Raw genomic sequence first — 20,498 nt, forward strand, 5'->3', positions numbered from 1 at the left:
AGCGGCGGTGGGGGGGAGGCTCAAGGATTGAGAATGAAGCCGGCACCCGGCAGCGTTGCTGCCACCGGGGCCAAATGAGCGATGCTTCAGATCGCATTCAACGGATAGTGTGCCGGATACGGCAGCCGCGCCGCGCCGCTGTCCACCGCGGCACGGGCCACTGCCGCCGCCACTTCCGGCAGCAGGCGCGGATCCGTAGGCTTGGGCAGGATATAGTCGGCGCCAAAACTCAGTTCCACGCCGCCGTAGCCCGCGCGCACTTCTTCGGGTACCTCCTCGCGTGCCAGCTTGCGGATCGCCTCGATGGCGGCGAGCTTCATGTCCTCATTGATACGGGTGGCGCGCACGTCCAGCGCCCCGCGGAAAATAAACGGGAAGCACAGCACATTGTTCACCTGGTTCGGATAATCCGAGCGCCCGGTGGCCATGATCAGGTCGTCGCGCGTGGCGTGGGCCAGCTCCGGGGAGATTTCCGGGTTGGGGTTGGAGCAGGCGAACACCACCGGCCTCGCGGCCATATGTGCCAGCTGTTCGGCGGTGAGCAGGTCCGGGCCGGAAACCCCGAGGAACACGTCAGCGCCCTCGATGGCGTCGTCCAGTGTGCGCATTTCCGTGTCGCGCGCCCATTCGCCTTTATAGGCATTGATGTCGCTGCGCCCGGAGTGAATCACGCCGCGGCTGTCGAGCATGGTGATCTGTTCTTTTCTGGCGCCTGCGGCAAGCAGCAGCTTGCAGCAGGCGGTGGCCGCAGCGCCGGCGCCCAGGCATACGATGCGCGCATCGGACAGTTGCTTGCCCTGAATCTCCAGCGCATTGAGCATGCCCGCCACCGTCACGATCGCGGTGCCGTGCTGGTCGTCGTGGAAGACGGGCACCGAGCAGCGCTCGATCAGCGCTTCTTCGATATGGAAGCACTCGGGCGCCTTGATGTCCTCCAGGTTGATACCGCCGAAGGTATTGGCGATCGCGGCGACGGTTTCGATAAACCGCTCGGGACTGGGGCAATCCACTTCGATATCCACCGAATTGATGTCGGCAAAACGTTTGAACAGCAGGGATTTACCTTCCATCACGGGTTTTGACGCCAGTGGGCCCAGGTTGCCGAGGCCGAGGATAGCGCTGCCGTTGGAAATCACCGCCACCAGGTTGCCCTTGCCGGTGTACAGGTAGGCCGCTTCCGGGTCTTTGGCGATTTCGCGCACCGGCTCGGCCACGCCGGGGCTGTAGGCCAGGGACAGGTCTTCCTGGGTGTGGGCGGGGGTTGTCAGTTCCACCGAAAGTTTGCCCGGTGTCGGCAAGGCATGGTAATCGAGCGCTGCCTGGCGCAGTGAGTCGGTCATCAGGGTGTCATCTCGTTGAATTGCAAGGCGGCCGGCGTTCTGTGGCTGGCGGCAGGTTACAGCGGATTTTTGATTTTATTGTGGGGCAAATGGGCGCCCTATCCGAGGCGCGAAGAATAACCGAGACGACCGGAAGTTCACAAGCTCAAAAACTGAGCTGAGCAGTTAATTCCTACTAATTTCGATAGTAAATTCGGAATCAGACGCAATAAACCAGCGTTTATTTCGTCTGTTTCGGGATGAATATTTCTCTCCTCGGTCCACCAGCCAGCCTTTGACCACTATTTTGCGGCCTTGCCAATTGCGCCCGTTCCGGTGGCCATAATCCCATTTCGGATCCAAACGCACCGCCACCGGACCGTCCAGCTCAAGCCACAGGTACCGGTTGCGGTCTGTTTTTTTCACGGTGCCGGTGAGCAGCACAAAGCCGCCGTCGCCGGGGCGCAGCTGGTCGGCCCTGAGCACTGGCCAGACCCCGGGCGCCCACAGGCCGCGCTGCTGCTCACGGGCAAGCTCCTCGCGGCTGGCGAGGCACTCGGCGAGGGCGAAGTTGGGCGCAATAGCAATATGGAAGGCGAGTCCGGCGGCGAGCAGAGCGGCTTCCAGGCTGTCGCCGCGATGGTTGTAGACGTGGGCCAGCACGCGGCCGTGATTGTCGTGGCGATCCCGGTCGTACACCAGTTCAAGGTCGCCCCCGGCCAGAAAGCGCTCAGTAAATTCCCTGGCCTCCTCCGCCAGTGGCTGGGCCGGGCGCTTGCCGTGGCGCAGCTCCGGTGTGTTGACCCCGATAAGGCGCACGCGGCGGCCATCCTTGAGGCGCAGGGTGTCGCCATCCACCACCTTTCTGAGGGCCACAATCTCGTCTGCCTCCCCCAGCACGCAGTCGGCCAGGGCGTGGGCAGGCCGGAGCGCGCCGAGCAGTAAAAGACAGGCGCAAAAAAAGACGCCAAGGGAAGCCCAGGGCGTCTTTTTTTTAAGCGGCGAGCCGGTCAGTGCCGGAACGACTTGGTTCACTCCGGTTTGCGGCTCGGAAGCGCTTACTTGGAGATGCGGCTGCCGAAACGCTTCTTGAAGCGGTCGACACGGCCACCAGTGCTCGCTTGCTTCTGCTTGCCGGTGTAGAACGGGTGGCAGTTGGAGCATACGTCCAGCTGCATGTCCTTGCCGAGGGTGGAACCCATTTTGAAGGTGTTGCCACAGGAGCAAGTTGCGGTAATTTCGGCGTAATTCGGGTGGATATCGTTCTTCATGATGGCCTCTTTTCGACACCGCCACCCAGTCATTTGCTGAGCACGGGATCGTCATTGGTGCAGGGGAGGATTCCCCGGGCTGTTTAAAAAGTCGGCGCATACTATCAGATTAGCCCGCCGATTCAAGCGGAAATGCGGCGTCGGAGTCAGGAGGTTGCACCGCTGGCACCCGCCGCGTCGATCAGTGACTGCAGTGCCGCCAGATGGGACTCCAGTGCGGACCGACCCACGCTACTCAGGCGGTACCAGGTGGTTGGTTTGCGCTCCACGAAATCCTTGCGGCTTTGCAGGTAGCCCTGCTCTTCCAGCTTGCGCAATTGTGCCCCCAGATTGCCATCGGTCGCCTGCAGCTGGCTCTTCAGGCGGGCGAAGGTCAGTTCACCGTGCTTGGCCAGCGATACACAGGCGCCCAGCCGGATGCGGTGCTCCAGCAGCGGGTCGAGGGAGGTCAGTGCCTTCATCGGGTTGCGCCCACGTTGCGCGCCGCGCGGCGGCTGAAGCCGGCCCAGCACAGGGCGACGCCCACGGTGATCCCGGTGATGGTCCACATATATGGAGGCATCAGCACCACCAGCACACCGTAGGCAACCAGCATCAGGAGGCCGCACCACAGCAGTGGTCGCTCCAGGTGTACGCCGGCGAGGCCATAGGCAATGCCCGTGACCAGCAGGAAATTGGCCCCGCCCATCTCGGGTGAAACGCGCCCCAGCATCAGCGGCAGGAAGCACAGCAGGAAGGCGGCGCCCACCAGGCACCAGTGCAGTCCGTAGCGCCGTCCCAGTTGCGAGTTATTGAACCCGTCGCGACGGCTCTGGCGGGCACCGAGCCACCAGCTGAACAGGCCACCACCGATGCCGGCGAACAGCCAGTAGAAACCGGCAAGCCGGGGCGCGAAGTCGGGCAGGCTAAAACCCACCGCAATCAGCGCGGCCCACAGGAAATACAGTGCGGGTATGCCACCCGTAGTGGCGTCCTCGCGGATGGTTCCGCGAATATAGTCCAGGTCACTTTGCAGCTTATGCACATCGGTCATGATCACAGGTCCTTGTCGAATAAGAGGCCGGTTACGTGGGGTTCCGGGTTGACACTCTAAAATGTAGAGTTGATTTATAGAGTACTCTAAATATCAGAGTTTGCAACCGTCGAGAGAGACCGGTGTGGGACAGGGCGCCAGAAATTTGTGCGCAGCGGTTTGCCCGTGCCGGCTGTAACCGCGGGCATCAGCCGGTAAACTAGCGCGCGCACAAAAATCCGCGCACAAGAAACCGTCAATTGGGGGCCGCTTGCAGGTACAACCGGAACAGCATCGCTCGGGCATGGCAGCTGAGCGCCCGCGCGTCATATTGCGCCTGGCGGTCCCGGTCCCTTTGCGCCGCCTGTTTGACTACCTGCCACCGGCGGGGCTCAGCGCCGATGACCTGCGCCCGGGGCAGCGCTTTCATGTGCCGTTTGGCAAGCGCGATCTGGTGGCGGTGCTGGTGGAGGTGGTGGCGGAATCGCCACTGGCGGAGCTGAAGCCCGCCAGCGAGCGTATCGACCGCCAACCTATTTTTGACACCCGCAGCCGCCACTTCCTGCAATGGGCCGCCGACTACTATCAGGCCCCTATTGGTGAACTTTACGCTGCCGCGCTGCCGGTGGCCCTGCGCAAGGGCAAGCCGGCGGATCACTGGGCGGAGCAGTGGCTGGAGCTGACCACCGAGGGCAAGGGGTTGCCGGAAACGGCGCTGGCACGGGCTAAAAAACAGCAGGAATTGTTGCAGCTGTTGTTGCGCTCCGGCCGCCAGAGCCGCACCGCGCTGAATGCCCGCGGGCTCAACAGCAGTGTGTGCAAGGCGCTGATCGAGCGCGGATTGGCGCACTGGGTGACCGGGCCCACGGCGCCGCCGCCGATGGAGGAGGTGGCGCCGCGACCGGCGCCAGAACTGAACGACGAGCAGCGCCAGGTGATCGATGCCGTCCCGGCGAGCGGATTCAGCGCTTCCTTATTAGAAGGCACCACCGGCAGTGGCAAGACCGAGGTCTATCTGCGCCTGATGGAGCGCGCTCTTCGCGCGGGCAACCAGGCGCTGCTGCTGGTGCCGGAGATCGGCCTCACCCCGCAAACCCTGCGCCGGATTGCCGCCCGCTTTCCCGACTTCCGTATCGCCGCCCTGCACTCGGGGCTCGCCGATGGCGAGCGCGCCCGCGCCTGGCTGTCGGCCGCCAGCGGCGTTGCGGACATTGTCATCGGCACCCGCTCCGCCATTTTTACCCCGCTGCCGCGCCTCGGCGTGATCCTGATCGATGAGGAGCACGACGGCTCCTTCAAGCAGCAGGACGGGGTGCGCTATTCCGCGCGCGACCTGTCTGTGGTGCTGGCTAAAAATGCCGGAGTGCCGGTATTGCTGGGCTCGGCCACGCCGTCCCTGGAGAGTCTGCACAACGCACTGAGCGGCCGTTACCAGCACCTGCGCCTGCGCCACCGCGCCGGCAACGCGCGCCCGCCGGAAATCAGCGTGGTGCCAACCTTCCACCAGCAGCTGCAGGAGGGCTTTGCCCCGCAGGTGCTGCGGCATATCGGCGATACCCTCAAGCGCGGCGAGCAGGCGCTGGTGTTTATCAACCGGCGCGGCTATTCCCCGGCACTGACCTGCGACGACTGCGGTTGGCTGGCGGATTGCCCACACTGCTCCGCCAAGCTGACCCTGCACCGGCGCCAGCGCCACCTGCGCTGCCACCACTGTGACTATCGCATGCGCGAGGTGCACAGCTGCCCCCAGTGCCACAGCCGCAACCTGAATGCCCTGGGCGCCGGCACCGAGCGCAGTGAGGACTTCCTTACCCACAGCTTCTCGGACTTCCCGGTAATCCGTGTGGACCGGGATACCACTTCGAGCAAACAGGCGCTGGACAAATTATTGGAGCCCGCGCGCAACGGCGAGCCCTGCCTGCTCCTCGGTACCCAGATGTTGGCCAAGGGCCACCATTTGCCGAAGGTCACCCTGGTGGTGATCCAGGACGCCGATGGCGGCCTGTTCAGCGCCGACTTCCGCGCCCCCGAGCGCATGGGGCAGTTGCTGGAACAGGTGGCCGGCCGCGCCGGGCGCGGCGACCTGCCCGGCAAGGTGCTGGTGCAGAGCCGCTATCCGGAGCACCCGCTGCTGCAATTGCTGCTGAACAAGGGCTATGGCGCCTTCGCGCGCCAGTTGATGGAGGAGCGCAAGATTGCCCAGCTGCCACCGGTCCGCGCCATGGCGCTGGTGCGCGCCGAATGCGAGGAGCCGCGCTGGGCAGAAGAGTTCCTGGTCAATGCCCGCGAGTACCTGCAGGCCATGGCGCCACCTTCGCCGGAGTTGCAGTATCTGGGGCCGGTGCCCGCGTTACTGGAGCGCAAGTCCGGTCGCTTCCGCTTCTATCTCCAGATCACCGCGGAAAAACGCGGCCTGTTGCAGCGAATACTGGCGCAGTTCTGTCAGTGGGCGGAGGGGAATCGCAACCGGCGGTTGCGGTGGGCGGTGGACATGGATGCGCAGGAGCTGTCTTAAAATCCGCACAGTGCCGCGCGCAGGCGTTACAATTTCCCGCCTGCAGAGATAACGCTTAAAAAAACGAGAGAACACCATGGCCCGCCGCAATACCCGCCGCCAACAATCAACCGGAAAGCCCGCCTGGGTCTGGTTCGTGCTGGGCAGCTTTGTCGGCGGCTTTGCGGTGTTTGTATTCCTGCTGAACGACCTCAAAACCGCGCAGACACAAGCGGTCAAGCGCGCCGAAAAGCCCGTGGCGCAACAGCCTGCGGCCGGCGAGTCCAAGCCGCGCTTCGATTTCTACAAGTTGCTGGAAGAGAATGAAGTGAAGGTCCCCGAGCCGAAGAATCAGCAGGTGCGGGTGCGTGACGGCGAGCAGAAAAGCAGCGAGACCCCGGAACGGGTAGAGCCCAAGTCCGACCTGGTGTACATCCTTCAGGCCGCCAGCTTCCGCGACAAGGACGAAGCCGAGCGCCTGCGCGCCCAGCTGATGCTCGCCAACCTGGATGTCAAAGTAGAATCTGCCACTGACAGCCGCGGCACCTGGCACCGGGTCCTCGTCGGCCCCTACACCAACCGCTCCAAAATGGCCGCCGCGCGCGGCGTGCTCGCCGAACACCGCCTGATGCCGCTGGTGCTCAAGCGTCCTGCGCAAGGATAGTGTGCTGAATCTGGTGGATGCGCTGCGCTTATCCACCACAGAACCATCGGACTAATCAGTCCCCACCTGGCTCCACCAATCTCCGCGTCAGCCTGTGTGCCAACGGCGCAATCAGCGAAACCAGCGGAAACGCAATCACCCAGGCCGCAATACCCGCGCGCAGCCAGCGCTCCACAAACCCCTCGCTCAGCCCCGTATTGATCAGCGTCACCACCCCGGACATCAATGTCGACATGAAAAACGACATAAACAGGGCAAATACCAGGGTGTAATAGCGGCGCTTAATACGGGTCACAGGCAGTCCTCTCGATACACCTGAAAGTAGGCGCGGAGTATAAAGCCGCAATCCCAAAGTTGAAATTCAGCCTCATCGACCACACTTAGTGCTCTCGAAATGTAAAACACCGAGGCACACGTGGAACAATATCGCGGCACCACCATCCTTTCCTGCCGCCGAAACGGCAAAGTCGTCATCGGCGGTGACGGGCAAGTCTCCATGGGCAACACCATCATGAAAGGCAACGCCCGCAAAGTGCGCCGCCTGTATAACGACAAGGTCATCGCCGGATTCGCCGGTGGTACCGCCGACGCCTTCACCCTGTTCGAGCGCTTCGAAGCCAAACTCCAGGCCCACAACGGCCAGCTCACCCGCGCCGCCGTCGAGCTCGCCAAAGACTGGCGCACCGACCGCGCCTTGCGCCGCCTCGAAGCCCTGCTCGCCGTCGCCGACGAAACCGCCAGCCTGATCGTCACCGGTAATGGCGACGTGATTCAGCCCGAAGACGACCTCATCGCCATAGGTTCCGGCGGCCCTTTCGCCCAATCCGCTGCGCGCGCGCTGCTCGACAACACTGAGCTGGATGCCAGAACCATTGTGGAACAGGGTTTGAGAATTGCCGGTGATATCTGTGTGTACACCAACCAGAATCACACGATTGAAGAGCTGAGTTACTGAGTGGCCACTCGCTAACGAAGTAAGCGAACCCAAATTGAAGGCGGGGTGCCGGGTACTGATTTTTGAAAGCGTCGGCGACAGGGACGTCGCCGACGCAGCGTACAGGGATGTATTCACAGCGGTTTCAAAAATCAGTACCCGGTGCCCCGCCGCCACCGCGCTTCAATTTAACGAGCGCCGGGATAAACGAAAGAATTCGAGAAAGACCATGTCCATGACCCCCAGAGAAATCGTCCACGAACTCGACCGTCACATCGTTGGCCAGAACGACGCCAAACGCGCCGTCGCCATCGCCCTGCGCAATCGCTGGCGCCGTATGCAGGTGAACGAAGAGCTGCGCGCGGAAATCACCCCGAAGAACATCCTGATGATCGGCCCCACCGGCGTCGGTAAAACCGAAATCGCCCGTCGCCTCGCCAAACTGGCCGGCGCACCGTTTATCAAAGTCGAAGCCACCAAATTCACCGAAGTCGGTTACGTCGGTCGCGACGTCGAGTCCATCGTGCGCGACCTCGTCGAAATGGCCATCAAACTCGAGCGCGAGCGCGCCACCGAAGGCGTCAAGCAGCGCGCCATGGACGCCGCCGAAGACCGTATTCTCGATGCCCTGCTGCCGCCCGCGCGCAACACCGAACCCAGCGAAAAAGACTCCGGCACCCGTCAGGTCTTCCGCAAAAAACTGCGAGAGGGTGCGCTGAACGACAAGGAAATCGAAATCGATGTTTCCGCCAGCCCCATGGGTGTCGAAATCATGGCACCCCCCGGCATGGAAGAAATGACCAACCAGCTACAGGGCATGTTCAGCAACATGTCCAAGGGCAAAACCCAGAAGCGCAAGCTCACCGTCAAACAGGCCCTCAAACAGCTGACCGACGACGAAGCCGCAAAGCTCATCAACGACGAAGAAATCAAAACCAGAGCCATCCAGTCGGCCGAACAGAACGGCATCGTATTTATCGATGAAATCGACAAGGTGGCCAAGCGCCAGGAAAGCGGCGGTGCCGACGTGTCCCGCGAAGGGGTGCAGCGCGACCTGCTGCCGCTGATCGAAGGCTGCACCGTCACCACCAAATACGGCATGATCAAAACAGACCACATCCTGTTTATTGCCTCCGGCGCCTTCCATCTGTCCAAGCCCTCCGACCTGATACCGGAGCTGCAGGGCCGCCTGCCGATCCGCGTGGAACTGAGCTCGCTCACCTCCAAGGATTTCCAACGCATTCTCACCGAGCCCAGCGCCTCGCTCACCGAGCAGCAGAAGGCATTGCTGGGTACCGAGGGCGTGAACCTGGAATTCGCCGAAGACGGGATTCAGCGCATTGCCGAAGTGGCGTTTGAAGTGAACGAATCCACCGAAAATATCGGTGCGCGCCGCCTGCATACCGTACTGGAGCGCCTGCTCGAAGAGATCTCTTTCGCCGGCGGCGATGGCAGCACCAATATCACCATTGATGCCGCGTATGTCGACCAGCATCTGGGCGAGCTGAGCAGAGACGAAGACCTCTCGCGCTTTATTCTTTAAACATAATCCTGAAATAACCACCCGTAGGGTGGATAAGCGCAGCGCATCCACCGCCCCCATGGTAGATGCGCTGCGCTTATCTACCCTACGACGTGCGCATTAGCGGAAACCGAATGTCCCCACCCCAGAAAATCCGTTTGAATAAAGCCGAAAAAGCTCTGACCCTTGAATACAAGGACTCGGAGTTTGTACTTCCCGCCGAATACCTCCGGGTCTACTCCCCCAGTGCCGAAGTGCGCGGCCACGGTATCGGTGAAGGCACTTTGGTAGAGGGCAAGCTGCATGTCGGCATAGACCGGGTCGCTGCCGCCGGCCGCTATGCCCTGCAGATTTTTTTTGACGACGGCCACGACAGCGGTATCTACACCTGGGATTACCTGCGCGAACTCTGCGATACCCGCGACGAAAAATGGTCGGCTTATCTGGCGCGCCTGAAAGCGGCCGGCAAGGGCCGTGACCCGGACGAGAGTGCGGTAAAATTCATCGGCGGCTAGCGCCCAACCCATCCCCGTTATTCCCTCCTGTCACAAAGCTGTGAACAATCGGTAACACCCCGGTAACCCTGCGGCGTTTTTAATGCGCGCTTCTTTGTGAAATTTGCCAGGGGGGCAAGCACCATGGGTAAACAGGTTAATCGCGCGCTGCGTATTTTGGCGGCGGGCACAGTGACGGCGATGTCGTCGATTGCGCTCGCGGAGTTGCCGACCTACCAGCAGACCAGTAGCTGGTACGCCAATGGAGAGGCCGCACTAGCGGCCAAGCTGGCGGATACCCGCACCGAAAAATCCGCGAAAAATGTCATTCTGTTTGTGGGCGATGGTATGGGCGTTTCCACACTCACCGCCGCGCGTATTCTGGATGGTCAGTTGCGCGGCGAGAGCGGCGAGGAAAACCTGCTCTCGTTCGAAGCATTTCCCCATACCGCGCTGATCAAAACCTACAACACCAACCAGCAGACCCCGGATTCCGCCGGCACCATGACCGCCATGATGACCGGCGTGAAAACCCGCGCGGGCATGATCAATGTCGACAGCGATGGCTTGCGTGCCGATTGTGCGGGCGTGGCCGGGAACGAACTCAATACCTTCATCGAGCTGATGGAGGACCAAGGGCGCAGCACCGGCATTGTTTCCACCGCACGCATCACCCACGCTACCCCGGCCGCCACCTATGCGCGTTCGCCGGAGCGCAACTGGGAATCCAACGATGGCCTGAGCGAAGAGGCCGTGGCAAATGGCTGCGTGGATATCGCCGCACAGCTGGTAAGCCTCGATGTGGGCGATGGCATTGATGTGATTCTCGGCGGTGGTCGCCGTCACTTCATCACCACCGACAATGGCGGCAAGCGCACCGACGGGCGCGACCTCACCGCCGAATGGCGCGATCGCTACAGCGAGCAGCGCGCAGCCTATGTGCAAAGTGGCAGCGAACTGGCGGGCACCGATCTTGCCAACACCGACAAACTGCTCGGCCTGTTCACTGCCTCCCACATGAGTTACGACGCTGACCGCACCGCACAAGCCAAGGACGAGCCTTCCATCGCGGAAATGACCGGCCGTGCGATTGAGCTGTTGTCGAAAAATGAACAGGGTTACTTCCTGATGGTGGAATCCGGTCGCATCGATCACGGCCACCACGCGGGCAGTGCCTACACCGCCCTGCATGACACCATCGCGTTTGCCGAAGCGGTGAAGGCCGCGGCGGAAACGGTGAATCTCGATGACACCCTGATACTGGTGACTGCCGACCACAGCCATGTGATGACCATTGCCGGCTACGCCACACGCGGCAATCCGATTCTTGGCAAGGTAGAAACCAACGATAGCCACGGCGCGCCCACCGGTGCGCCCGCACTGGCCAAAGACGACCTGCCCTACACCGCCCTGTCTTATGCCAATGGTCTCGGATTTGCCGATCTGGGCGGCGAAACCAACGCCGATGCCCGGTATTATCTGTCCGCAGATACAGGCCGCAAGGATCTCACGGCCACCGATACCCAGGCGCCGGGTTTCCATCAGGAGGCCATGGTGCCGCTTGGATCCGAGTCGCACGCGGGCGAGGACATCACCCTGCACGCCATTGGCGCGGGTGCGCAGCTGGTTCAGGGCACCCTGGAGCAGAACGCGGTATTTCATCTGATGATCGGCGCCACCGGGCTGCCGGTCAGCGCAGAATAATTTGGGGGTAAACCATGCAACTGAACAAACTTTCCGCCGCCTTTGCGGCGCTTCTCGGACTGACACTGGCCGCCTGCAGTGACAACAATTCCACACCGGCGCCGGACGCCCCGGCCCCGCAACCCGAGCCAGAAGCCCCGGGTCTGGTGCTGCCGGACGCCCAGCGCAGCAGCGACTGGTACAAAAATGGTGCCGCGGCCATCGCCAGTGCGCGCGATGTGACGATCAACAACGACCGCGGTGCGGCCAGGAATGTCATCCTGTTTGTGGGCGATGGCATGGGTATCTCTACGGTCACCGCCGCGCGCATTCTCGCCGGGCAGTTACAGGGCCAGAGTGGTGAGGAATACCAGCTCAGCTTCGAGAAAATGCCGTTTGCGGGCCTGATCAAAACCTACAACACCAACCAGCAGACCCCGGACTCTGCGGGTACCGCCACCGCTATGGTCACCGGCGTAAAAACCAAGGCCGGCGTGCTGAATGTGGATGAAACGGTGGCGCGCGGCGATTGCGCTGGCAGCTTGCAGCGACCACTCACCACCGCGCTGGAGCTGGCGGAAGGCCTAGGCAAGAGCACCGGTATCGTGAGCACCGCGCGCATCACCCACGCCACCCCTGCCGCCACCTACGCCAAGGTGCCGGAGCGCGGTTGGGAATACGCGGCGCCGGAAGGCTGTAAGGATATTGCCACGCAGCTGGTGGAGCTGGCCGCCGGCGATGGGATCGACGTTGTGATGGGCGGCGGCCGCCGCAGTTTCCTGCCCGCCGAGGTCACCGATCTCGAGGGAAAAGCCGGACGCCGCACCGACGGGGTCAACCTGATCGACGCGTGGAAGGCGCGCTACAACGACGGTGTGACCAATGCGCGGTATATCGAGGATCAGTCCGGTTTCGATGGAATAGAGGTGGCCAGTACCGACAAGTTGCTGGGCCTGTTTGAAAGTTCACACATGCGCTACGAGGAAGACCGCGACAACGATGTGGCCGGCGAACCCTCCCTGTCGCAAATGACCGGCAAGGCCATCGAGTTGCTGAGCAATAACGAAAACGGCTATTTCATGATGGTGGAATCGGGCCGTATCGACCACGGTCACCATGCCGGCAGTGCCTACAGCGCGCTCACCGACGCAGTGGAAATGGCGAAAGCGGTGCAGGTGGCGATGGACAACACCAGTGCGGAAGACACCCTGATCGTGGTGACCGCCGACCACAGCCACGTAATGACCATTGCCGGTTACCCCACCCGCGGCAATCCGATTCTGGGCAAAGTCGTGAACAACGACAGCCGCGGCCAGCCGGAAGCCGGTGTGGCGCTCGCCGCCGACGGCCTGCCCTACACCACCATCACCTATGCCAACGGCCTCGGCCACGCACACTATGGTGCCAGCACCGATGCAGACGACCGCTACGAAGACCCGATCAGCGCCGGCCGTCAGGACATCAGCGCCAGCGACACCGAATCAGCCGGCTACCACCAGGAGGCCTTGGTGCCGCTGGGCAGCGAAACCCATGGCGGTGAAGACGTCGGCGTCTGGGCGCGCGGTCCCGGCGCACACCTGCTGTCTGGCACCAACGAGCAGAGCTTTATCTTTCATGTGATGGCGCATTCCGGCGGTTTGCTTGGCGCTGAGTAAATCTGCGGCCAATAAAAAAGCCGCACCCAGGGGGGCGGCTATCAAGAGAGACCCCGAAGGGTCTTTTTTTTTGTGGCTGCGGATGTGGATGCAGCCAAGATCAAGAGTTAGCTAATTAGAAGGTGTAATTCGCACCTACGTAGAAGCTACGACCCATAGTGTCGTACATGCCGGAGCCACCACCGGTACCGGTCAGGTATGCGGGGGGAGCCTTGTCGCCCAGGTTATTTACACCGCCGAACACTTCCAGGGTGTCTTGGTACAGCCAGCTGGTGCGCAGGCTGTTGTAACGTACTTCACCGGTGACGGGGGGGGCAGCGTATTCACCAGTTTCCTGACCGATGTCATACAGTGCCTGGTCGCCGATGTAGCGATGCCCCCAGTTCACGGACAGATCACCGTAGCGGTAGGTGACGTTCATGTTGTAGGCATCTTCCGGGTCACCCAGCTCGCCAGCGATCGGGTCAACGCTATCGGGCTCGTTCTGGAAGGAGTAGTCGTCACGTTCCAGCAGGCGAGTGCCCTGTACGCTCAGGGTCAGGCTGCCCAGTTCAGATTGGAACAGGTCGGCCAGAGCCAACTCGTAACGCAACTCGTAATCCACACCGCGGGCGGTGAGTTTGGAGGCGTTGAGTGCAGAGCTGGTCAGGGAGGTCAGATCGCCGTTGGCGGCGCGCTCGATATTGCCACAGAAGGCGTTATCGATAGAGGCTCCGTCAACACACTTGTCCAGAATAGTCTGGCCACCGTAGTAGGAAATCGCATCTTCAATTTCGATGTCCCAGTAGTCCACAGTCAGTGTCAGACCATCGGCGAAGCGAGGAGTGATCACCATACCGTAGGTTAGGGTGGTAGCGGTTTCTTCCTGAAGACCAGGGTTGCCACCGCTGAATCCACCGAGAGTCGGGCCGCCATTCCACGGTGAAACATAGTCAGGGCTCAGGCCGAGCGCCGCGCAGTTTGCTGCACGATTGGCGCGTACTGCTGGGTCCTCAGGGCTGCCAATCTCACGGTAGTCGCAAGGGTCATTGACGTTGTAGAAATTTTCACCCAGCGGTGCGAAAAGTTCGTCGATATTTGGCGCGCGAACCGCTTGCGAGGAAGTGGCACGAATGCGCACATCGTCGACAATGGTCCAATCCAGTCCAGCCTTCCATGCCCCTGTGCTACCCACGGTCGAGTAGTCGGCGGCGCGGTAAGCCGTATCGAAAACAAGGCTCTGTACACCGGGTAGGCCGGAAACCAGCGGTGCAGAAAGTTCCACAAAAGCTTCGGTTACGTCGTACTCGCCATCGGTAGAGGCCAGCGCGTTCATGAAGGTATCACCATTTTTGATGATTTCATCAAAGTCCACGAAGCTGGTTTCTTCGCGATATTCAAAACCACCCACTACGGACAACGGACCTGCTGGCAGATCAATCAGGTCGCCGGTGACGAAGCCTGAAGCGACGGTCTGAGTCATTTTTTCTTCAGAGCCAGTGTCGTCCAGCATGACCCAGTCGACAGCCTCTTGGGAATTGAGACCGAAACCAAACATATTCAGCGGCAAACAGCCAGCGGCGCGGGCATCAGCATCCGCACAGACAATTTCACCGTCGAGTTCGACCGCATCGATTGCTTGGTTGAAGCGCTCATTGTAACGGTTGTTCACGTAGAAAATATCGGCGTTGTATTCGCCGTAAACCAGGCTGGCCTCATAGCTCCAGCTGCCGCCCAGGTCGCCCTTCAGGCCGGTGACAAAGCGCATGGTTTCACGCTCGGCGAGGTCGCCGCGGTAACCCAGGTCGGAATGCATACGGTACATGCCGAAGGCGGGAATGCCATCGGCAACCAGGCGGTCCGAAAGGTCTTTGTCCAGGAACGGGTTGGTAGACGAGTAGCCATTGTAGCTAAAGCTAGCCTGCCCCCAGCTTTCCGCTTCATGGGAAACGTATTTCGCTTCCCCAAACAACTGCATGGAGTCGGAAATGTCAAAGTGGCCCTTAACGAAAACGTTCGCTGTTTCCATGCGGGGGTACATCTGGTACTGGCCTACAAAGGCGTAGCCATCACCGCCAGAGCAGCGGCCGTTGATATCGCAAATATCGCCGGGAATGACCGGGCGTGCGGTACCATCGTCATTGAACGTGTAATCGCCGTATGGAAGGAAAGCGATACCATTGTCACTGATGAAGGGGATACGGTAATCCTCGACCACGATACGATCGGGAATACCATCCCCGCGGATCACGGTTCCGGTTTCGGGGTCGATGTTGTCCGGGTTCACCAATGTGCCGTAGCCCTTGGTAATCCAGTCGCGTTCGGTACCGTACACGTCACCGCGAGTGGTGTGCTGAACGCTACCGGCAATATTGGCGCGGCCATCGAACAGGTTTTTACCAAAAGTGACGGAGAGTTCCGTAGTTTCAGCACCACCGCGCTCGGTGTCGCTACCGAATGCGCTTATCTTCACGCCTTCGAAGTCGTCCTTCAGAATGAAGTTGACTACGCCGGAAACCGCGTCTGCGCCGTAAATGGCGGAAGCGCCGCCGGTGATGACATCAACGCGCTCAACCAGGTCTTCCGGGATTGTGTTTACGTCAACCGCGGAGGTGCCGACAGAAGAGGATATATGGCGACGGCCATCCTGCAGTACCAGGGTGCGAGAGGTGCCCAGGCCGCGCAGGTCTAGCAGGTTCAGGCCCACAGTGCCGATAAATCGACCGGAGTTTTGCCCGGAGAAAGTGGAGCGCAACGCGGGCATGGTGTTCAGGAAGTCGCCCAAGTTGGTTTCGCCACTGAGGCTGATATCTTCGGCGGTCAGCGTGGTGACCGGTGTTGCGCTGACAGCGTTTGGACGCGCGATACGAGAGCCGGTAACCGTGACCTGCTCGATGGTGCTGTCGTCGATTGTGGAAGCGTCTACAACTTGGGTATCTTCCTGCGCAAATGCAGGAGTGATGCCAACGGTCGCCAGAATAGCGCCACGGATGGCCATGGAGAGTGTGTTGCCTTTCATATTGTTATTCCCCCCCAAAGGGTGCTCGTTTCTTGGTCAGAAAGTCGGCATTAGAGTTTTATGCCGTAGGACTGTAACGAATGGGAGGAAAGTGCCCTCATAAAGGTTTTTGGCAAAATTAAATATTTTTTGTTTCAGGTGAAACTTTAATAAACATTGCGCCAAAAAGGGGCTAAATGGCTTTCAGTGCTAATTGCCGAGCGTGCTTGACTAAATAGTCGGCAATCCGGCTTGCACCGGGGCCGTATGGCATCGCCTGATGCAAATTACCTTATGCATATCCCATTCCAAATAGCCCCATGTACAATACCGAACTGAATTCGGTACAGCAGGCGCAAGATGACGGAACGCAAGACCACCCATTTCGGTTACCAGCAGGTGCCGGTTGAAGAGAAGGCCGGGCGCGTGGCGGATGTGTTTCACTCCGTGGCGGCGCGCTACGATGTGATGAACGATCTGATGTCCGGTGGCGTTCACCGCCTGTGGAAGCGTTTCACCATCGAGCTTTCTGCGGCGCGTCCGGGGCAGACCATTCTGGATATCGCCGGCGGTACCGGGGATCTCACGGCGCGCTTTTCCCGTATTGTGGGCCCTACCGGCAAGGTGGTGTTGGCAGATATCAACGAGTCGATGCTGAAAGTCGGCCGCGATCGTTTGCTGGATCGCGGTATTGCGGGCAATGTGGAGACGGTACAGGCAGATGCCCAGTACCTGCCGTTCCCGGACAATACTTTTGATTGCATTACCATCGCCTTCGGCCTGCGCAACGTCACCGATAAGGATCTGGCGCTGCGTTCGATGCTGCGGGTGCTGAAGCCCGGTGGCCGCCTGTTGGTGCTGGAGTTTTCCAAGCCGCAGTCGAAGCTGCTGGAGAAGGTCTACGATCAATACTCGTTCCGCCTGTTGCCGTTTATGGGCAAGCTGGTGGCGGACGATGCAGACAGCTACCGCTACCTGGCCGAGAGCATCCGCATGCATCCGGATCAGCAGACCCTGAAAGACATGATGGGCGAGGCCGGTTTTGTGGACTGCGAATACCACAACATGACCGGTGGCATTGTGGCCCTGCACAAGGGCATCAAGCCCTAACGCTTGGGCTTCGGTCCTTGTCCCGTGGCGCCGCCGCTACCGGTGTCTGTTTACGGGACACGCCGTAAACCCATCCATGGGGGCTCGGCTGCGGCCATCCAGGCCGCAGACGGTCCCGCAAACAGACCCCGGTATCGACGCCTTAGCGTGTGACTTCAGCATTGCAAACACACGATTTAGAAGCACAGCGACGATCCGGACATGGACGATTTCAGAAGATAATGACCGACCCCACCTTCCGCGCCGGCTTCGATGCCACCCTGGAAACCGCCATCAACACCGCCCTGCGCTATGACCCGGGCAGCCGCGCGCGCCTGGCCAAGCTGGCGGGCAAGGTATTGCGGGTGGATCTCACCGCGCCTGCGCTGACCCTGTTCCTGGCGATCGATGATGAGGACGGTGAAGAGGGTGGCTATATAGAAGTGCACAGCCGCTGGAGTGGCGAGGTGACCACGGAGCTGTCCGGCTCTGCGCTGGCCTTTGTGCAATTGCTGAGAAATCGCGACGCGACACCGGCCAAGCTGGGGGTGGAAGTGCGCGGTTCCAGCGCGCTGCTGGCGGAGTTGCAGGCAATCATGCGGAATCTGGATATCGATTGGGAGGAGCCGCTGGCGAAGCTGATCGGTGATTCTCCCGCGCATCAGCTGGGTAGCGGGGTGCGCATGGCGGCGAGCTGGCTGAAAGATGCCCTGGGCGCGGCGCCGAAGGCGGGTGCCGAGGCGGTGAGCGAGGAGTGGCGGGTGACGCCGCCGCAGGCGCAGTTTGAGGCGTTTGCGGAAGATGTGGCGGAATTTGCCCAGGGGGTGGACCGGCTGGAGGCGCGCATTGATATTCTGCGTCGCAAGCTGGAGCGCCGGAACCAGCCAGACGGTGAGGGTAAGTAGCGGCGTGCCAGTAGCGAGAAGTCTGACCATTGCGCGGGTATTCCTGCGCTACCGCCTGAATGAGATCGTCCCCGCCGAGCACCAGCCCCTGTGGTTGCGGGCCCTGTGGGCGCCGGCCAAGCTGCTGCCGCAAAGTGCCCGGGTGAAGCAGATGGGGCGCGGTGAACGGCTGCGCCGCGCGCTGGAAGACCTCGGCCCCATCTATGTGAAGTTCGGCCAGCTGCTGTCGACGCGCCCGGATGTGATCCCCCCGGATATGGTGCAGGAGCTCAATCATCTGCAGGACAACGTGCCGCCCTATCCGGCGGCGCAGTGTATTGCGCGCATCGAGGAGGCACTGGGTGCGCCGGTGGATGAGCTGTTTGCAGAGTTCGAGCGCGAGCCGCTGGCCTCGGCGTCTGTTGCGCAGGTGCACGGTGCGCGGCTGAAGGGGGAAAACGGCGAGCCCGGCCCGGCCGTGGTGGTGAAGGTGCTGCGGCCCGGCATCGACAAGGTCATCGCGCAGGATCTGGAGCTGCTGCACTATATCGCCCGCTGGATCGAACGCTACTTGCCCGACGGTCGCCGGATGCGCCCGGTGGAGGTGGTCGAGGATTATCGGCATACCATCGAGGGTGAACTGGATCTGGTGCGCGAGGCGTCCAATGGCTCGGAGCTGAAGCGCAATTTTGCCAATTCGCCCCTGCTGTACATCCCCGAGGTCTACTGGGACTACACCCGCGAGAATGTGCTGGTGCTGGAGCGTATCCACGGGATTCCGGTGACCGACCTGGAACAGCTGCGCGCGCAGCATACCAATATGGAGCTGCTGGCCGAGCGCGGGGTGGAGATCTTCTTCAAGCAGGTGTTCGAGCACAACTTCTTCCACGCGGACATGCACCCCGGAAATATCTTTGTCTCCCGCGAGCATCCCGATCGCCCCATGTATATCGCCATCGACACTGCGATTGTCGGCAGCCTGACCCGCGAGGATCAGTACTATATGGCGCGCAATATCCTGGCGATGTTCCGCCGGGATTACCGCATGGTGGCGGAATTGCATGTACAAAGTGGCTGGGTAAGCAAAGACACCCCGGTCAACGCCTTCGAATCGGCGATTCGCGCCGTGTGCGAGCCGATCTTCGAAAAGCCGCTGGGTGAAATCTCCTTTGCGCGGGTACTGATCAGTTTGTTCCAGACGGCCCAGCGCTTTGATATGGAAGTGCAGCCTCAGTTGGTGCTGCTGCAGAAAACTTTGCTCAATATAGAAGGATTAGGGCGACAGCTGTATCCTCAGCTGGATTTGTGGAAGACTGCCCATCCATTTCTGGAGCGGTGGATGCGCGAGCGTATCCATCCCAAGACGATTGTCGGCGAAATTCGCCGATATGGGCCGGAATGGCTGGAAAAATTCCCGCAAATGCCGCAAATGGTATTTTCTGCCCTGGAGCAGGGGCGAGAGCTGGGCCCGCAATTGCAGCAGCTCAGCGACCAGCTCGCCGGCAGTCGCCAGCGCGGGCGCGCCCGCTATGCGCGCATGGTGGTCGGCGGCCTGCTGGCGGCGGGTGCCGCGTTGGTCGCCTCTCCCGGGCTGCTGGCACAGATACCGGCGGCGAGCTGGGCCCTCGGGGCCGCGGCTCTGGCCCTGCTGCTGTGGCCCTGAGGCACGGGCCACCGGCGCAAAATGGCCACCGGGGCGCCGACCTGGCAGCCTACAATAACTGATGCAGTAAGGACGCATACCGTGAGCGAAAACGATTTCACCCAGGCAGTGCGCTGGAATAGCGACGGACTCGTGCCTGCCATCGCACAGGACATCAAAACCGGCCGCGTGCTGATGATGGCGTGGATGAACGCCGAATCCCTGCGCCTGACAGTTGAGGAAGGCCAAGCGGTCTACTGGTCGCGCTCGCGCGGCAAGTTGTGGCGCAAGGGCGAGTCCTCCGGCCATGTGCAACAGGTGCGGGAAATTCGCCTGGACTGCGACGGCGACACCATCGTGCTGATGGTGCAGCAGCTGGGCGGCATTGCCTGCCACACCGGGCGCACCAGTTGTTTTTACCAGGTACTGGAAAACGGCCAGTGGCAGATTCGCCAGCCCGTCATCACCGACCCGAAAGAGATCTACGCAGGGGAGAAATAGGCAGCGTCATGAGCGATATGCTGATACAACTGGACCGGGTTTTGCGCTTGCGCATGCAGCAGGGTGATGCAGATTCTTCCTATGTTGCCAGCCTGCATCACAAGGGGCTCAACAAGATCCTGGAAAAAGTCGGGGAAGAGGCGACCGAGCTGGTGCTCGCCGCCAAGGATGCGGAAGGGGCCCCGCCCGACAGTGAGGCCCACAAAGCCATGATTTCGGAAACCGCCGATCTCTGGTTCCATTCGCTGGTCATGCTCAACCACCTGGGGGCGGACTCGCGCGCAGTGCTGGATGAGCTGGGGCGTCGCTTCGGGCTTTCTGGGCTGGAAGAAAAAGCATCGCGAAGTCAGAGCTGAC

At 61.1% G+C, this 20,498-nt stretch carries 19 protein-coding genes; 12 read left to right on the top strand and 7 right to left on the bottom strand.

Going from position 1 to position 20,498, the window contains the following annotated elements:
- Positions 1-86: 86 nt before the first annotated feature.
- The 5 genes from AU182_RS02440 to AU182_RS02460 form a co-directional block, all read right to left on the bottom strand.
- Positions 87-1,340 carry a malic enzyme-like NAD(P)-binding protein gene (locus tag AU182_RS02440; protein ID WP_066960130.1) on the bottom strand — a complete coding sequence of 418 codons (1,254 nt, stop codon included), beginning with the start codon at positions 1,338-1,340 and terminating at the stop codon, positions 87-89.
- A gap of 165 nt (positions 1,341-1,505) precedes the next feature.
- Positions 1,506-2,354: a thermonuclease family protein gene (locus AU182_RS02445; protein ID WP_082859161.1), complete on the bottom strand. Its 849-nt coding sequence runs from the start codon at positions 2,352-2,354 to the stop codon at positions 1,506-1,508.
- Between the two features lie 23 nt (positions 2,355-2,377).
- Positions 2,378-2,590, bottom strand: coding sequence for a 50S ribosomal protein L31 (gene rpmE, locus AU182_RS02450; protein WP_066960134.1), 213 nt, complete (start codon positions 2,588-2,590; stop codon positions 2,378-2,380).
- 146 nt (positions 2,591-2,736) lie between these two features.
- Entirely contained in the window at positions 2,737-3,051 is a 315-nt protein-coding gene (locus AU182_RS02455; RefSeq protein WP_066960136.1) for a transcriptional regulator, read from the bottom strand.
- Complete coding sequence (locus AU182_RS02460) at positions 3,048-3,623, bottom strand: hypothetical protein (protein ID WP_066960139.1); 576 nt, start codon at positions 3,621-3,623, stop codon at positions 3,048-3,050. The genes AU182_RS02455 and AU182_RS02460 overlap by 4 nt, the downstream gene beginning before the upstream one ends.
- Positions 3,624-3,906: 283 nt before the next feature.
- On the opposite strand from AU182_RS02460, the gene AU182_RS02465 reads away from it, so the two are divergent.
- Both AU182_RS02465 and AU182_RS02470 read left to right on the top strand, forming a co-directional pair.
- On the top strand, positions 3,907-6,117 hold the full coding sequence (locus AU182_RS02465; protein ID WP_066960142.1) for a primosomal protein N': 2,211 nt from the start codon (positions 3,907-3,909) through the stop codon (positions 6,115-6,117).
- A 76-nt stretch (positions 6,118-6,193) separates the two neighbouring features.
- Positions 6,194-6,760: an SPOR domain-containing protein gene (locus tag AU182_RS02470; RefSeq protein WP_066960144.1), complete on the top strand. Its 567-nt coding sequence runs from the start codon at positions 6,194-6,196 to the stop codon at positions 6,758-6,760.
- A gap of 55 nt (positions 6,761-6,815) precedes the next feature.
- Here AU182_RS02470 and AU182_RS02475 read toward each other — a convergent pair whose 3' ends face one another.
- On the bottom strand, positions 6,816-7,055 hold the full coding sequence (locus AU182_RS02475; RefSeq protein WP_066960147.1) for a DUF2798 domain-containing protein: 240 nt from the start codon (positions 7,053-7,055) through the stop codon (positions 6,816-6,818).
- A 120-nt stretch (positions 7,056-7,175) separates the two neighbouring features.
- On the opposite strand from AU182_RS02475, the gene hslV reads away from it, so the two are divergent.
- From hslV to AU182_RS02500, 5 genes are all read left to right on the top strand, one after another.
- Positions 7,176-7,715, top strand: coding sequence for an ATP-dependent protease subunit HslV (hslV, locus tag AU182_RS02480; protein ID WP_066960149.1), 540 nt, complete (start codon positions 7,176-7,178; stop codon positions 7,713-7,715).
- Positions 7,716-7,923: 208 nt separating this feature from the next.
- Positions 7,924-9,237 (top strand): ATP-dependent protease ATPase subunit HslU, encoded by a 1,314-nt coding sequence (gene hslU / locus AU182_RS02485; RefSeq protein ID WP_066960152.1) that lies wholly within the window; start codon positions 7,924-7,926, stop codon positions 9,235-9,237.
- A gap of 113 nt (positions 9,238-9,350) precedes the next feature.
- Positions 9,351-9,731 carry a gamma-butyrobetaine hydroxylase-like domain-containing protein gene (locus tag AU182_RS02490; protein ID WP_066960154.1) on the top strand — a complete coding sequence of 127 codons (381 nt, stop codon included), beginning with the start codon at positions 9,351-9,353 and terminating at the stop codon, positions 9,729-9,731.
- Positions 9,732-9,854: 123 nt separating this feature from the next.
- Complete coding sequence (locus tag AU182_RS02495; protein WP_066960156.1) at positions 9,855-11,414, top strand: alkaline phosphatase; 1,560 nt, start codon at positions 9,855-9,857, stop codon at positions 11,412-11,414.
- A gap of 14 nt (positions 11,415-11,428) precedes the next feature.
- Positions 11,429-13,048 (top strand): alkaline phosphatase, encoded by a 1,620-nt coding sequence (locus AU182_RS02500; protein ID WP_066960158.1) that lies wholly within the window; start codon positions 11,429-11,431, stop codon positions 13,046-13,048.
- Between the two features lie 115 nt (positions 13,049-13,163).
- Here the strand turns inward: AU182_RS02500 and AU182_RS02505 are convergent, their stop codons facing one another.
- Positions 13,164-16,046 (bottom strand): TonB-dependent receptor domain-containing protein, encoded by a 2,883-nt coding sequence (locus AU182_RS02505; RefSeq protein ID WP_066960160.1) that lies wholly within the window; start codon positions 16,044-16,046, stop codon positions 13,164-13,166.
- Between the two features lie 339 nt (positions 16,047-16,385).
- On the opposite strand from AU182_RS02505, the gene ubiE reads away from it, so the two are divergent.
- From ubiE to AU182_RS02530, 5 genes are all read left to right on the top strand, one after another.
- On the top strand, positions 16,386-17,135 hold the full coding sequence (gene ubiE / locus AU182_RS02510; RefSeq protein WP_066960161.1) for a bifunctional demethylmenaquinone methyltransferase/2-methoxy-6-polyprenyl-1,4-benzoquinol methylase UbiE: 750 nt from the start codon (positions 16,386-16,388) through the stop codon (positions 17,133-17,135).
- Positions 17,136-17,356: 221 nt separating this feature from the next.
- Positions 17,357-18,019, top strand: coding sequence for an SCP2 domain-containing protein (locus AU182_RS02515; RefSeq protein WP_066960164.1), 663 nt, complete (start codon positions 17,357-17,359; stop codon positions 18,017-18,019).
- 4 nt (positions 18,020-18,023) lie between these two features.
- Positions 18,024-19,661, top strand: a complete 1,638-nt coding sequence (ubiB, locus tag AU182_RS02520; RefSeq protein ID WP_066960168.1) for a ubiquinone biosynthesis regulatory protein kinase UbiB — start codon at positions 18,024-18,026, stop codon at positions 19,659-19,661.
- Between the two features lie 81 nt (positions 19,662-19,742).
- The gene (gene hisI, locus AU182_RS02525; RefSeq protein WP_066960171.1) at positions 19,743-20,141 is read left to right on the top strand and encodes a phosphoribosyl-AMP cyclohydrolase; all 399 of its coding nucleotides are present in this window, start codon (positions 19,743-19,745) and stop codon (positions 20,139-20,141) included.
- An 8-nt stretch (positions 20,142-20,149) separates the two neighbouring features.
- Positions 20,150-20,497 (top strand): phosphoribosyl-ATP diphosphatase, encoded by a 348-nt coding sequence (locus AU182_RS02530; protein WP_066960174.1) that lies wholly within the window; start codon positions 20,150-20,152, stop codon positions 20,495-20,497.
- Position 20,498: the final 1 nt, after the last annotated feature.

Source organism: Microbulbifer sp. Q7, assembly GCF_001639145.1.
In the GTDB taxonomy this organism is placed as follows: domain Bacteria; phylum Pseudomonadota; class Gammaproteobacteria; order Pseudomonadales; family Cellvibrionaceae; genus Microbulbifer.

Coding starts and splice junctions, on each gene's coding strand:
- AU182_RS02470 (WP_066960144.1), top strand. CDS start 6,194: ATGGCCCGCCGCAATACCCGCCGCCAACAATCAACCGGAAAGCCCGCC.
- AU182_RS02460 (WP_066960139.1), bottom strand. CDS start 3,623: ATGACCGATGTGCATAAGCTGCAAAGTGACCTGGACTATATTCGCGGA.
- AU182_RS02530 (WP_066960174.1), top strand. CDS start 20,150: ATGAGCGATATGCTGATACAACTGGACCGGGTTTTGCGCTTGCGCATG.
- ubiE (WP_066960161.1), top strand. CDS start 16,386: ATGACGGAACGCAAGACCACCCATTTCGGTTACCAGCAGGTGCCGGTT.
- AU182_RS02500 (WP_066960158.1), top strand. CDS start 11,429: ATGCAACTGAACAAACTTTCCGCCGCCTTTGCGGCGCTTCTCGGACTG.
- AU182_RS02465 (WP_066960142.1), top strand. CDS start 3,907: ATGGCAGCTGAGCGCCCGCGCGTCATATTGCGCCTGGCGGTCCCGGTC.
- AU182_RS02505 (WP_066960160.1), bottom strand. CDS start 16,046: ATGAAAGGCAACACACTCTCCATGGCCATCCGTGGCGCTATTCTGGCG.
- AU182_RS02495 (WP_066960156.1), top strand. CDS start 9,855: ATGGGTAAACAGGTTAATCGCGCGCTGCGTATTTTGGCGGCGGGCACA.
- rpmE (WP_066960134.1), bottom strand. CDS start 2,590: ATGAAGAACGATATCCACCCGAATTACGCCGAAATTACCGCAACTTGC.
- AU182_RS02440 (WP_066960130.1), bottom strand. CDS start 1,340: ATGACCGACTCACTGCGCCAGGCAGCGCTCGATTACCATGCCTTGCCG.
- hslU (WP_066960152.1), top strand. CDS start 7,924: ATGTCCATGACCCCCAGAGAAATCGTCCACGAACTCGACCGTCACATC.
- AU182_RS02490 (WP_066960154.1), top strand. CDS start 9,351: ATGTCCCCACCCCAGAAAATCCGTTTGAATAAAGCCGAAAAAGCTCTG.
- AU182_RS02455 (WP_066960136.1), bottom strand. CDS start 3,051: ATGAAGGCACTGACCTCCCTCGACCCGCTGCTGGAGCACCGCATCCGG.
- AU182_RS02515 (WP_066960164.1), top strand. CDS start 17,357: ATGACCGACCCCACCTTCCGCGCCGGCTTCGATGCCACCCTGGAAACC.